General features: G+C 67.1%; 12 protein-coding genes. 2 read left to right on the forward strand and 10 right to left on the reverse strand.

The window, feature by feature from the left end; all coding sequences use genetic code 11:
* Position 1 precedes the first annotated feature (1 nt).
* Entirely contained in the window at positions 2–907 is a 906-nt protein-coding gene (locus ILT46_RS06545) for a sterol desaturase family protein (protein ID WP_199503830.1), read from the forward strand.
* Between the two features lie 28 nt (positions 908–935).
* Positions 936–2,522 carry a GMC family oxidoreductase gene (locus ILT46_RS06550; RefSeq protein WP_199503957.1) on the forward strand — a complete coding sequence of 529 codons (1,587 nt, stop codon included), beginning with the start codon at positions 936–938 and terminating at the stop codon, positions 2,520–2,522.
* A 232-nt stretch (positions 2,523–2,754) separates the two neighbouring features.
* On the opposite strand, the gene ILT46_RS06555 is transcribed toward ILT46_RS06550, so the two are convergent.
* The 10 genes from ILT46_RS06555 to ILT46_RS06600 form a co-directional block, all read right to left on the reverse strand.
* Positions 2,755–4,053: an ammonium transporter gene (locus ILT46_RS06555; protein ID WP_199503831.1), complete on the reverse strand. Its 1,299-nt coding sequence runs from the start codon at positions 4,051–4,053 to the stop codon at positions 2,755–2,757.
* 124 nt (positions 4,054–4,177) lie between these two features.
* Complete coding sequence (locus ILT46_RS06560; protein WP_199503832.1) at positions 4,178–4,876, reverse strand: endonuclease/exonuclease/phosphatase family protein; 699 nt, start codon at positions 4,874–4,876, stop codon at positions 4,178–4,180.
* Positions 4,877–4,896: 20 nt separating this feature from the next.
* Complete coding sequence (locus ILT46_RS06565; RefSeq protein WP_199503833.1) at positions 4,897–6,417, reverse strand: peptide chain release factor 3; 1,521 nt, start codon at positions 6,415–6,417, stop codon at positions 4,897–4,899.
* 9 nt (positions 6,418–6,426) lie between these two features.
* Entirely contained in the window at positions 6,427–7,200 is a 774-nt protein-coding gene (locus ILT46_RS06570) for an SDR family NAD(P)-dependent oxidoreductase (RefSeq protein WP_199503834.1), read from the reverse strand.
* Entirely contained in the window at positions 7,197–9,719 is a 2,523-nt protein-coding gene (gene pheT / locus ILT46_RS06575) for a phenylalanine--tRNA ligase subunit beta (protein WP_199503835.1), read from the reverse strand. The genes ILT46_RS06570 and pheT overlap by 4 nt, the downstream gene beginning before the upstream one ends.
* The gene (gene pheS / locus ILT46_RS06580) at positions 9,716–10,804 is read right to left on the reverse strand and encodes a phenylalanine--tRNA ligase subunit alpha (protein WP_199503836.1); all 1,089 of its coding nucleotides are present in this window, start codon (positions 10,802–10,804) and stop codon (positions 9,716–9,718) included. The genes pheT and pheS overlap by 4 nt, the downstream gene beginning before the upstream one ends.
* A 91-nt stretch (positions 10,805–10,895) precedes the next feature.
* Positions 10,896–11,255, reverse strand: a complete 360-nt coding sequence (gene rplT, locus ILT46_RS06585) for a 50S ribosomal protein L20 (protein ID WP_199503837.1) — start codon at positions 11,253–11,255, stop codon at positions 10,896–10,898.
* Between the two features lie 29 nt (positions 11,256–11,284).
* Positions 11,285–11,488 (reverse strand): 50S ribosomal protein L35, encoded by a 204-nt coding sequence (gene rpmI, locus ILT46_RS06590; RefSeq protein WP_199503838.1) that lies wholly within the window; start codon positions 11,486–11,488, stop codon positions 11,285–11,287.
* A 123-nt stretch (positions 11,489–11,611) separates the two neighbouring features.
* A complete protein-coding gene (locus ILT46_RS06595; protein ID WP_199503839.1) occupies positions 11,612–12,415 on the reverse strand; it encodes an inositol monophosphatase family protein in 804 nt (267 codons plus the stop codon).
* Between the two features lie 131 nt (positions 12,416–12,546).
* Positions 12,547–13,482, reverse strand: coding sequence for a ribose-phosphate pyrophosphokinase (locus ILT46_RS06600; RefSeq protein WP_199503840.1), 936 nt, complete (start codon positions 13,480–13,482; stop codon positions 12,547–12,549).
* Positions 13,483–13,597 lie beyond the last annotated feature (115 nt).

Below are 13,597 nucleotides of genomic sequence, written 5' to 3' on the forward strand. Positions count from 1 at the left end.
CATGGCCGATTTCAACCCCACGCAATATGCCGTGCCGCTGTTCGTCGGCCTCGTGCTGGCCGAAATGCTGTGGGCCAAGCGGCGGCGGGCGTCAGCCTACGAGCCCCGCGACACTGCGGTCAGCCTCGCCTTCGGCCTGGGCAGCACGCTCGCCGGGGTGCTGTTTGGCGGATTGGTGCTGGCGGCATCCATGTGGCTCTACCAGTTCCGCCTGCTCGACATCGGCTGGCAATGGTGGGTCTGGCCGATCGCCTTCGTGCTCGACGATCTGGCCTATTACTGGTTCCACCGCACCGCGCACCGCGTGCGCTGGTTCTGGGCCAGCCACGTCAATCACCATTCCAGCCAGCATTACAACCTGTCGACCGCGCTCCGGCAGACCTGGACGGGGTTCTTCGCCGGATCGTTCCTGTTCCGCCTGCCGCTTGTGCTGATCGGCTTTCACCCGGCGATGCTGGCGATCTGCGCCGGCTTCAACCTGATCTACCAGTTCTGGATCCATACCGAGGCGATCGGGCGGATGCCGCGCTGGTTCGAGGCGGTGATGAACACGCCCAGCCATCACCGGGTCCATCACGCGACCAACCCGCGCTATCTCGACCGCAATTATGCCGGCGTCTTCATCATCTGGGATCGCTGGTTCGGCACGTTCGAGCCGGAAGTCGATGACGAGCCGATCCGCTATGGCATTGTCAGACAGCTCGGCAGCTTCAATCTCGTCTGGGCGGTGTTTCACGAATGGGTCGGCATAGCCCGCGATGTCGCCGCCGCGCCGTGGCGGCACAAGCTGTCCTACCTGTGGCGCGAACCTGGCTGGAGCCATGATGGCAGCCGCGAAACCTCCGACATGATCCGCGCCCGGTGCGCCGCGCAAAGGCAAGTTGCAGAAGGCAACCCGTCGCCCTAGCATCCCGCCAATGCGGGAGAGCGGGATGATGGACGAATTCGACGTGATCGTGATCGGCGGGGGCAGCGCCGGCAGCGCGGTGGCCGGGCGGCTGGCCGAAGATGGCCGCCGCCGGGTGTGCCTGCTCGAAGCGGGCGGGCGCAACAACGATATGCTGGTGACGACGCCCGGCTTCATGCCGTTCCTGCGCGGCAAGCACAATTACCGCTACGAAACCGCGCCGATGAAGGGGCTGGGCGGGCGCACCGGCTATCAGCCGCGCGGGCGCGGACTGGGCGGTTCCTCGGCGATCAACGCGATGCTCTATATTCGCGGCAACCCATGGGATTATGACAATTGGGCCGCGCTCGGCTGCACCGGCTGGGCCTATGACGATGTGCTGCCCTACTTCAAACGCGCCGAGCGTAACGAGCGCGGTGCGAGCGAATATCACGGCGGCAGCGGGCCGCTCTATGTGTCGGACCAGCATTGGGCCCATCCGGCGAGCCGCGAGTTCATCGATAGCGCCGCCGCATTGCAACTGCCGCGCAATACCGATTTTAACGGCCCAAAGCAGGCCGGGTTCGGCCTCTATCAGGTGACCCAGAAGGACGGCGAGCGCTGGTCCGCCGCACGCGCCTATCTCGATCCGCTGAAGAAGGCCCGCAATCTCGACATCCGCATCGGGGTGATGGTCGAACGGCTGGAAATCAGCGAAGGACGGGTCACCGGCGTCACCTATCGCGCAGGCAATCGTCGCCGCACCATCACCGCGCGCGGCGGCGTGGTGCTGAGCGGCGGGGCGTTCAACTCGCCGCAGATCCTGATGCTCTCGGGCATCGGCCCGGCCGAGCATTTGCGCGAGCACGGGGTGGCTGTCATCCTCGACAAGCCGGCGGTCGGCAGCGATCTGCAGGACCATATCGATTACGTCTCGAGCTGGGAGACCGAGAACCGCAGCTTCATCGGCACCAGTTTCGAAGGCAATATGCGGATGCTGCGCGCGATTGCCGAACACCGCCGCCGCCGTACCGGCATCATGACCAGCCCCTATGCCGAAGCAGGCGGGTTCTGGACCGTGATGCCCGACGCCCCGGCGCCCGATGTGCAATGGCATTTCATCCCGGCGATGCTGGAAGATCACGGCCGCGCCAAGATCAAGGGGCACGGCTTCTCGCTCCACGCCTGTGTCCTGCGGCCCGAAAGCCGGGGCACGGTGCGGCTGGGCAGCGCGGACATTGCCGATGCGCCGGTGATCGACCCCAACTTCCTTGATGACGAACGCGACATGGCAACCTTGCGCGCGGGGGTGCGGCTCTCGCACCGGATCGTCGATGCGCCGCCGCTGGCCGATTACCAGCCGCGCGACCGGCACCCCGTCAACCTCGACAATGATGCCGAACTTGACGCGATGATCCGCAGCCGGGCGGACACCGTCTATCACCCGGTCGGCACCTGCCGCATGGGCGCCGATGACGGCGCGGTGGTCGATCCGACGCTGAAGGCGCGCGGGGTGGATGGGCTGTGGGTGGCCGACGCATCGATCATGCCGCAGCTGGTGTCGGGCAACACCAATGCGCCGAGCATCATGATCGGCGAACGCTGCGCCGATTTCGTGAAGGCTGCGCTGGGATGATGCTCGGCCGCCGGTGGCCACCATTCCGGGAGCAAAAGTGCGCACACTTTTGCTGAAGGGTGACGGCATCATGATCGACGAACGCTGCGCTGATTTCGTGAAAACCGCGCTGGCCTAGCGAAAAAAACGGGCCGGAGATTGCGCTCCGGCCCGACAAGGCGTGTGTTCGCAGGCGGAACACAGGAAGGGCAAGGCCGGCCGGAGAGGAGACGCCGGCCCTGCCCAAGCGCAATCAATTGTAAGCCCGCTCCCCATGCTCGCCGAGATCGAGGCCTTCATATTCGGTTTCGGGATCGACCCTCAGGCCCATCACCGCCTTCAGCAGCGCGGCAATCAGCGCAGTGCCGCAGGCGGCCCAGCCGATCGCGATGGCCACCGCCAGCGCCTGGATGCCGAGCTGCGCGACCAGCGCGGTGCTGCCATCGCCCGGCCCGCCCAGCGCCGGCTGATAGACGATCGCCGTGCCCAGCGCGCCGACGATACCCGCGACCCCGTGGATGCCGAACACATCGAGCGCGTCGTCATAGCCCAGCCGGTGCTTGAGCTTGGCAACCGCGAGATAGGCGGCGATGGTCGCGACAATACCCAGCGCAATGGCGCCCAGCGGGCCGCTATTGCCGGCCGCCGGCGTCACCGCGACCAGCCCGGCGATCACCCCCGAACAGAAGCCCAGCGCGCTGGGCCGGTGTCCGGCGAGCCGCTCCAGCGCCATCCACGCCAGCGCGCCGGCGGCAGTGGCGACAAAGGTGTTGATCATCGCCAGCGCCGCGGTGCCATTCGCTTCCAGCGCCGAGCCGGCATTGAAGCCGAACCAGCCGACCCACAGCAGCCCGGTGCCGAGCATCGTCAGCGTCAGGCTGTGCGGCGGCATCGGCTCCGCCGGATAGCCGCGCCTCTTGCCGAGGAACAGCGCCAGCACCAGCGCCGATATCCCGGCATTGATATGCACCACCGTCCCGCCGGCAAAATCGAGCGCGCCCAATTCGAACAGGAGCCCGCCGGTTGCCCACACCATATGCGCGAGCGGCAGATAGACCAGCGTCAGCCACAGCACGGTAAAGGCCATTGCGGCGGAGAATTTCAGCCGCTCGACCGTCGCCCCCAGCACCAGCGCGGCGGTGATCGCGGCAAAGGTCATCTGGAAGGCGATAAACGCATACTCGCTAATCACCGCCTCGCTGAAGGTCGCTGCCGTACTGTCGGGCGTCACCCCGGCGAGGAAGAACTTGCCCCAAGCGATGAACGCATTGCCTTCCGGTCCGAAGGCCAGCGCATAGCCCCAGGCGACCCAGACGAGCATCGCCAGCGCGGCGGCGCCGCCGACCTGCGTCATGGTCGACAGCATGTTCTTGGCCCGCGTCAGCCCGCCATAGAACAATGCGAGGCCGGGCAGGATCATCAGCAGCACCAGCGCGGTCGAGATCATCATCCAGGCGTTGTTGCCCGGATCGGGCACCGCCGCCGCCGCCTCGGCCAGGGGCGCAGCGGTTGCCAGAAGGTCCTGCGCCAGTGAAATGCTGCCCTGCTCCATACGTCCCCCTGCAATTGCGGCGGAGGGAGCGATGCAAGCCGCGTGCCATTTCCCTAATCCGCGCTGCAACGCAACATAAGGGCAAGACACGCGGCCTTAGGGTGCTGAAAATTTCGGCAGCGGATTAAATGGTGGGCAGTTCCAGCCGCGCCCAGATCGGCAGATGGTCGGATGCGACCGCGGCCAGCGCCGAATGGTGGACCCCGCTGTCGGTGCAGACCCATTCGGGCGAGGCGACAATCCGGTCGAGCTTGGCCACCGGCTGGCGGCTGGGGAAGGAACGGCCGCATTCGGCCACCTGCCACCCGCCGACAAACTCGCGCATCGCGCCCTTCTGCCCCCATTGGTTGAAATCGCCCATCAGCACCGCCGGCCGCGCATCGGCATAGGCTTCGAGATGGGCCAGCAGCGCACGGATCTGGTCGCGGCGGCGCAGGCCCGACAGGTCGAGATGGGTGCCGATGATCCGCAGATGGCGCCCCTCCAGCGCCAGTTCACCGACCACAGCGCCGCGCGGCTCCAGCGTCGGCAGGTCAATCGCGGTCGCCCCGACCACCTCGATCCCCCGCCGCACCAGCAGCGCATTGCCGTGCCAGCCGAGCGAGCGCGGGCGGCGATTGACGGCGATCGCCCGCCACGGCGTGTCGTCGAGCGCCGCGCGCGGCAGCACCGAGGCGCGCTCGCCCAGCCGCATATCGACCTCCTGCAGCGCGATGATGTCGGCATCCACTTCGCGCAGGACCGCCAGGATGCGGTCGGGATCGCGCCGCCGGTCGAGGCCGACGGCCTTGTGGATGTTGTAACTGGCAAAGGTCAGCTGCATCCCCGCGCGCCGCTCGCTTCTCAGCGTTCCTTGGTCGCGCCAAAGGCGATGTCGGGATTCTTTTCCTGCTGGTAATTCACGTCCCACGCGCTCTTGGCCATGAACACCAGATCCCCGTCGCGGTCGCGCGCCAGATGGGCGCGGTTGATCGCCTCGAAGCCGCGCAGATCGGCCTCGCTCCCCTTGAGCCAGCGGGCAGTGGCGAACGGCGCCGGTTCGAGCCCCGCCTCGACCTTGTATTCCGCCGCCAGCCGCGAAACCAGCACGTCGAGCTGCAACTGGCCGACCACGCCGACGATCCATTGCCCGCCGATTTCGGGATAGAATACCTGGATCACCCCCTCTTCCGACAGATCGTCGAGCGCCTTTCTCAGCTGCTTGGTCTTGGTCGGATCGCGCAGCACCACGCGGCGCAGGATTTCGGGCGCGAAATTAGGCAGGCCGGTGAAGCGGACCTGGTTCTTTTCGCTCAGCGTGTCGCCCACGCGCAGCGTGCCGTGATTGGGAATGCCGATGATGTCGCCCGCCTCGGCGGTGTCGGCAATCTCGCGATCCTGCGCGAAGAACAGGATCGGCGAATGGACCGCGACCGGCTTGCCGAGACCCGACGGCACCAGCTTCATACCGCGTTTGAAGGTGCCCGAAACCATCCGCATGAAGGCGATCCGGTCGCGGTGCATCGGATCCATATTGGCCTGCACCTTGAACACAAATCCGGTCACTTCCGGGTTGTCGGGCGCGATCGGCCCGGCCTCGCTCGGCTGCGGGCGCGGCGGCGGGGCATAGCGGGCGAGCGCGTCGATCAGTTCGCCGACCCCGAAATTCTTCAGCGCCGAGCCGAAATAGACCGGCGTCAGATCGCCATTGCGGTAGGCCTTGAGGTCGAACGCCGGATAGCCGCCCTCCGCCAGTTCGGCCTCTTCGGCGATCTCGGCCGGCAGCTCGGCCGCTTCGCGCAGACCGAGAAATTCGCGGCTGTCGCCTTCGGGCCGGCTGACCAGGCGGGTGGCGAAATCGAGCACGCCCTGAAACGTGCCGCCCATCCCCACCGGCCAGCTCATCGGCACCACGTCGAGCGCCAGCGCATCGGCCACCTCGTCGAGCGTCTCGAACGGGCTGCGCCCCTCGCGGTCGACCTTGTTGACGAAGGTGATGATCGGCACCGAGCGCAGCCGGCACACCTCGAACAGCTTGCGCGTCTGCGGCTCGATCCCCTTGGCCGCGTCGATCACCATGATCGCCGAATCGACCGCGGTGAGCGTGCGGTAGGTATCTTCGGAAAAATCCTCGTGCCCCGGCGTGTCGAGCAGGTTGAACACCACGCCCTCGCGCTCGAAGGTCATCACGCTGGAGGTGACCGAGATCCCGCGCTGCTGCTCGATCTTCATCCAGTCGCTGCGCGCCCGCCGCGCCTGCCCCCGTGCCTTGACCTCGCCGGCGAGATGGATCGCCCCGCCCTGCAGCAGCAGCTTTTCGGTCAGCGTGGTCTTGCCCGCGTCAGGGTGCGAAATGATCGCAAAGGTACGGCGGTTGGCGGTCATGGGATCGGGTCAGGCCTCGCGCGCGATCTGGAAGCCGGCGAAGCTCTGGCTCACCGGCATCAGTTCGAGCGTGTTGATGTTCACATGCGGCGGCAGTTCGGCCACCCAGCGGACGGTTTCGGCAATGTCTTCGGCGGTCATCGGGCTGGCCCCGCCATAGAGCGCGGCGTGCGCCGCTTCATTGCCGCCGGTGCGGACCAGGGTGAATTCGGTTTCGACCATGCCCGGTTCGATGCTGGTCACCCGCACCCCGGTGCCATACAGATCCGAGCGCAGGCCGAGCGCGAACTGGCGGATGAACGCCTTGGTCCCGCCATACACATTGCTGCCGGGATACGGATAAGTCGCCGCGACCGAGGACAGCATGATGATCGCCCCGCGCCGCGCGATCAACCCCGGCAGCAGCGCGTGCGTGAGGGCCACCTGAGCGCTGATATTGGTGTCGATCATCACCTGCCACTGGGCCGGATCGCTCGCCTGCGCGGGCGCGGTGCCGAGGGCGAGGCCGGCATTGTTGACCAAAAGGTCGATCCCGGCAAACGCCTCTGGCAGCGCGGCCAGTTCGGCATCGCGGGCGGCGACATCGCGGATATCGAAAGCGAGCGGGTGGAAGCGATCGGCCCCCAACTGCTCCGCCAGTGCGGCCAATCGCTCGGCCCGGCGGCCAGTGCCGACCACGCGCCAGCCCGCTGCGACCAGCGCGCGCGCCGTCGCCGCGCCGATCCCCGCACTGGCGCCGGTGACGAGCGCAACCCTTTCGACCGGGCGCACGGCAGGCGTCATCCGCGCAGCTCCGCGCCCAGCTTCGCCGCGGCGGCGACGATGCGGTCGCTGATCGCCTTCAACTCGGCATCGGTGAAGCTCTTGTCGATCGGTTGCAGCACCACTTCAATCGCCAGCGATTTGCGTCCCTCGGGCACGCCAGCCCCACGGAAATCGTCGAAAACGCGCGCGGCGACGATGCTGGCCTTGTCCGCGCCCTTGACCGCCCTCACCATATCGCCCGCCGGCGTTTCAGCCGGAACGAGGAAAGCGAAGTCGCGCGTCACCGCCTGCAATGCCGGCGGGGCATAGGCTGCGCGGGCAAAGCTTGTCCTGAGCCCAGTCGAAGGGCCGCCTGCCGCTTTCCTGACCGGGATGGCGTCAAGGAACAGTTCGACCGCCGCCACCGGCGCGTCGATATCGAACGCCTTGAGCGTTGCCGGGTGAAGCATCCCGAACCGCGCCAGCACGGTCTTGGGCCCCAGCCGCAGCGTGGCCGACTGGCCGGGGTGGAACTGCGGCCCGGCCTCTTGCATCACTTGCAGATTCTCGACCGGCGCCCCGGCGGCGGCGAGCAGCGCCAGCGCCTCCGCCTTGGCGTCATAGGCGTCAAAGCTTTGCGCCTTGCCGGACGCCCACCCGCGCGGTGTCTTTTCCCCTGCCAGCACCAGGCCGAGCGTCAGCCGCTCGTCGCTCGCCCCGTCGGGCGCGCGCAAATAGCGCCGGCCCAGTTCGAACAGCCGCAAACCCGCCGCCCCGCGATCAAGATTACGCCTCGCCGCCATCAGCAGCCCCGGCAACAGCGAGGGGCGCATTATCTTCATGTCCTCGCTGATCGGATTGGCGAGGGTCCATGCCTGGGCGAGCGCTCCTGCTTCGACAGGCTCGGCGTGAGCGCTGGCGGGGTCACCCATTGCCCCGTCGGTCTGAGCGGTGGCGTTTTCCCCCATCGTCCGCCCATCCTTAGCTTGTCGAAGGATGAAATGCGCCGCCTCTGCTTGCGGAAGGAAGCTCCACGTCACCGCCTCGTGCGCGCCGCGCGCGGCGGCCGCGCGGCGGACGCGCCGTTCGAGCTTCTGCGCCGCCGTCGCGGTCGGCCGGGCAACACCAGCCGGGCGCGGCAGCGGCACGCTCTCGATCCGGTCTAGCCCGTGAATGCGGACCACCTCCTCGACGATATCGGGCGCGCCATCCACATCCGGCCGCCAGCCGGGCACGGTGACGTTCCAGTTGCGATCAACCGTGAAGCCCAGTGCCTCCAGCGTGCGCCGCTGTTCGTCTTCGGCAATCACCACCCCGCCCAGCGTGGCCGCCAGCGTGGGATCGTAGGCGACGACCTTTTTCGCCACCGGCGGGGCGCCCGCACGGACAATCTCGCTTGCCTCGCCGCCGCAGATTCGCAGCACCAGATCGGTCAGAATATCCAGCCCGGGATCGAGGAATTGGGGATCGACCCCGCGTTCGAACCGGCTGCGCGCATCGGAAGTGAGGCCGAGCTTGCGTCCGGTAGCCGCGATATGTTCGGGGTCGAAAAAGGCGACTTCCAGCAGCACGTCGCGCGTCGTCTCGGTACAGCCCGAATGTTCGCCGCCCATGATCCCGGCAATGTCGTGGACGCCCGCATCATCGGCGATCACCGTCATCGTGGGGTCGAGCGTGTATTCCTTGCCGTTCAAGGCGGTTACGCTCTCGCCATCACGCGCCTTGCGGGCAACCACCGCGCCCGACAACCTGGCCAGATCGTAAGCGTGCGCCGGGCGGCCGAAAGCGAGCATCACATAATTGGTGATGTCGACCAGCGCCGAGATCGGCCGCTGGCCCGCCGCAATCAGCCGGGACTGCATCCAGTCGGGCGAGGCACCGTTGCTGACCCCGCGAATGACCCGGCCGTAGAACGCCGGGCAGCCGGCGGGATCGTCGGTGCGGATCTCAACCGGGCAGGGGAAGCTGCCCGCCTGATGTTCGGCGCGGTGCGGCTTGAACGTGCCGATCCCCGCCGCGGCGAGATCGCGCGCGATCCCTTCGACGCCCATGCAATCGGGGCGGTTGGGGGTGATCGCGATGTCGATCACCGGGTCGGCGCCGCGATATTCGGCAAAGGGCGTGCCCACCGGCGCATCTTCGGGGAGTTCGATGATCCCGTCATGATCATCGCCCAGTTCCAGCTCGCGCGTCGAACACATCATGCCGTTCGATTCCGCGCCGCGGATGGCGGATTTCTTCAGCACCATGCCATTGGCTGGAACAACCGCGCCGGGCAGGCCGAGCACGCCGACGAGGCCCGCCCGCGCATTGGGCGCGCCGCAGACCACCTGTAGTGGGTCGCCCTCACCCGTATCGACGGTCAGCACCTGCAGCTTGTCAGCATCGGGGTGCCGCGCGGCGGTGAGCACGCGGGCGATGCGAAAACCGGCCAGCTTTTCGGCCGGGTCTTCCACCCCTTCGACCTCGAGCCCGATGGCGTTCAATGTGCGGGCAATCTCCTCCACCGAGGCATCGGTATCGAGGAAATGCTTGAGCCAGGACAGCGCGACCTTCATGCGGCCACCCCTACGCCAGCCGACAGCGTCGGCACGTCGAGCGCGGCAAAGCCGTAATGCGCCAGCCAGCGCACATCGCCGTCGAAGAAGGCGCGCAAATCGTCCATCCCGTATTTGAGCATCGCCAGCCGATCGACCCCGGTGCCGAAAGCGAAGCCCTGCCACTCATCGGGATCGAGACCGGCCGCGGCGATCACCCGGCGGTTGACCATCCCGCTGCCGAGCACTTCCATCCAGCCTTCGCTGCCGCCGATGACCCGCTTGCCATTGACCAGGCTGTACCCGACATCGACCTCGACCGAAGGCTCGGTGAAGGGGAAGTACGAAGGACGCAAGCGCAGCGTCACATCGTCGCGCTCGAAAAAGGCGCGCAGGAAAGTTTCCAGCGTCCATTTGAGGTGGCCAAGGTGAATGCCCTTGTCGATCACCAACCCTTCGATCTGGTGGAACATCGGCGTATGCGTCGCGTCGCTGTCGCTGCGATAGACGCGGCCCGGCGCAATGATCCGCAAGGGCGCGCCCTGCTCCTGCATCGCGCGGATCTGCACCGGGGAGGTGTGCGTGCGCAGCAGCATCTCCTCCCCTGCGGCGTTCCGATCCGGGAAGTAGAACGTATCGTGCATCGCCCGTGCCGGGTGGCTTTCGGGCATGTTGAGCGCGGTGAAATTGTGCCAGCCATCCTCGATCTCCGGGCCGGTGGCGACGGCAAAGCCCATGTCGGCGAAGATCTCGGCGAGTTCGTCCATCACCTGGCTGACCGGGTGGATCGTGCCGCGCGGGGCCTCGGGCGCAGGCAGCGTCAGGTCGATCGTCTCGGCGGCAAGGCGGGCGGACAGTTCGGCCGCTTCGAGCGCGTCCTTCTTGGCGGCGATCGCATCGGACAGTTCGGCCCGCAGCGCCTGGATGCGCGGGGCGGCCGCGGCGCGCGCCTCGGGGTCCATCGTGCCCAGCGTTTTCAGCGCCTGGCTGATCCAGCCCTGCTTGCCCAGCGCGTCGATCCGCACCGCCTCGACCTCGCTCACATCGCCTGCCGCATCCAGCCGGGCGAGCGCCGCTGCCAGCCTGTTCTCGTCACTCTCGCTCATCACGCCAATCCGATAGAAAGCCCAAAGAAAAAGCGCCACCCCCACTGGCGGGAGCGGCGCTTTTCACCGGCCGCGAGGGGCCGTTATCGTGTCAGGCGGGCAGCGCCTGCTTCGCCTGCGCGATGATGGCGGTAAAGGCGCCGCCTTCGTTCATCGCGAGGTCGGCCATCACCTTACGGTCGAGCTCGATCCCGGCAAGCTTGGCGCCGTGCATGAACTGCGAATAGGTGAGCCCTTCGGCGCGGACCGCGGCGTTGATCCGCTGGATCCACAGCGCGCGGAACGACCGCTTCTTCACCTTGCGGTCGCGATAGGCGTATTGCCCGGCCTTCTCGACCGCCTGGCGGGCGATGCGGATGGTGTTCTTGCGGCGACCGCGATAGCCCTTGGCCTGGTCGAGGATCCGCTTGTGCTTCTGGCGCGTGGTGACGCCGCGTTTGATACGGGACATGCTGAAATACTCCTAAATCGGAAACGCGCTCAGTCGAGCCCGTAGGGGGCCCAACGCTTGACCGCCGGCGTGTCGTGTTCGGACAGGACGGAGGTGCCGCGGTTCTGGCGGATGTATTTCGCATTGTGGCTGATCAGCCGGTGGCGCTTGCCAGCGACGCCGTGCTTGACCTTGCCGGTGGCGGTGAACTTGAAGCGTTTCTTCACACCGCTCTTGGTCTTCATCTTGGGCATTTCGGTCTCCTTCACAAGAGACACGCTCGCGCCGGCCCTGGCAGCCCTGTCAGCCAGGCAGGCGGGACAATTGCGTGTCAATGAAGCGCGCGCCTTTAGCGTGCCTGCGCAATAATGCAAGCGTCAGCTGGCGACAGGGAAGCTCGGTTCGGCAATGCCCATCGCGTCCAGCACCGCCTCCAGCCGTGCCGGATCGCCCAGCGCCAGCACCGTCCCGTCGCTGCCGGCATGGAGCGGTTCGCCCGCCCAGTCGCACATCAACCCGCCCGCGCCCTCGACCACCGGCACGAGCGCGGCGAAATCATGGAGCTTCAGCCCCGCTTCGCACACGACATCGAGGTGCCCGGCGGCCAGCAGCCCGTAATTGTAGCAATCGCCCCCATAGACGATCTTGCGCGCCGCCACCGCCTGCGCCAGCGCCATGAAGTGATCCGCCTCGCCCGCGCTGAACAGGTGCGGGCTGGTGGTGGCAAGCACCGCATCGCCAAGCTCGCGGCACGGCCGGCTGCGGACCGCCGCGCCGTTGAGCGTCGTCGCCTTGCCCGCCGCGCCCAGCCAGCGTTCGCCCAGCACCGGCTGGTCGATCACGCCGAGCACCGGCCAGCCTTCCTGCAGCAGCGCGATCAACGTGCCGAAGATCGGCCGCCCGGCGATGAAGCTGGTGGTGCCGTCAATCGGATCGAGCACCCATTGCCGCGCCGCACCTTCGCGCACCGTGCCATATTCCTCGCCGATGATGCCGTCATCCGGCGCTTCGGCCTCGAGGATGGCGCGCATCGCCGCCTCGGCCGCGCGGTCGGCTTCGGTGACGAAGGACTGATCCGCCTTGCGCTCCTCCGCCCATGCCCCGCGATAGAGCGGCACGATCGCCGCCCGCGCCGCATCGGTGAGGCGGTTGGCCAGCGCGATGTCGGAAGAACGGGCCATGCGGGGACTACCTTTCGCCGTGCTGCTGTGCCGACACCCTTCGACAGGCTCAGGGGTGAGCGGGGTTCAGCTCAGAATCTCCGTCGCTCATCCTGAGCTTGTCGAAGGATCGTCATGAGCCGCGCCTGGGATCAATCGAACAGGCTCGACACGCTGCTCTCGTCAGCAATCCGGCGCATTGCCTCGCCGATCAGCGGGGCGACCGTGAGGGTGCGGATGCGCTCGGAATCCTGCGCTGCGTCGACCGCGCGGATGGTGTCGGTGATGACCAGTTCCTTGAGCGCGGAATTGTCCACCCGCGCCACCGCCCCGCCTGACAGCACGCCGTGCGTAATATAGGCGGCAACCGACTTTGCCCCGCCATCGAGCAGCGCCTGCGCCGCATTGCACAGCGTCCCGCCCGAATCGACGATATCGTCGATCAGGATGCAGTGCCGGCCCGACACGTCGCCGATAATGTTCATCACCTCGGACTCGCCCGGCCGGTCGCGGCGCTTGTCGACGATCGCGAGCGGCGCATTGTCGAGCCGCTTGGCGAGCGCCCGGGCGCGGACCACGCCGCCGACATCGGGCGACACCACCATCAGCGCCTGATCGCCATAGCGCGCCTGGATATCGGCAGCCATGACCGGCGCGGCGAACAGATTGTCGGTCGGAATGTCGAAGAAGCCCTGGATCTGCCCGGCATGGAGGTCCACCGCCAGCACCCGGTCAGCGCCCGCTTCGGTAATCAGATTGGCCACCAGCTTGGCCGAAATCGGCGTGCGCGGGCCGGGTTTGCGATCCTGGCGGGCATAACCGAAATAGGGGATCACCGCGGTAATCCGCCGCGCCGAGGCGCGCCGCAGCGCGTCGATCCCGATCAGCAATTCCATCAGATTGTCGTTCGCCGGGTACGAGGTCGACTGAACCAGAAAGACATCCTCGCCGCGGACATTTTCGTGGATTTCGACGAAGATCTCCTCGTCCGCGAAGCGGCGCACACTGGCATCGGTCAGCGGCAGTTCGAGATAGCCGGCAATCGCCCGGGCCAGCGGAAGGTTCGAATTGCCGGACATGATCTTCATCGCAGCGCTGGTCCTCGTGGCAGGATTCGGGGTGCGCGCGCGATAGCGCAGGAGGGCGGGATTGCAATGGGCGGGGGTGGTTCCGAAGCGGGGCCCCGGATCAAGTCCGGGGCGA

This window comes from Qipengyuania sp. YIM B01966 (genome assembly GCF_016461955.1).
GTDB lineage: Bacteria > Pseudomonadota > Alphaproteobacteria > Sphingomonadales > Sphingomonadaceae > QFOP01.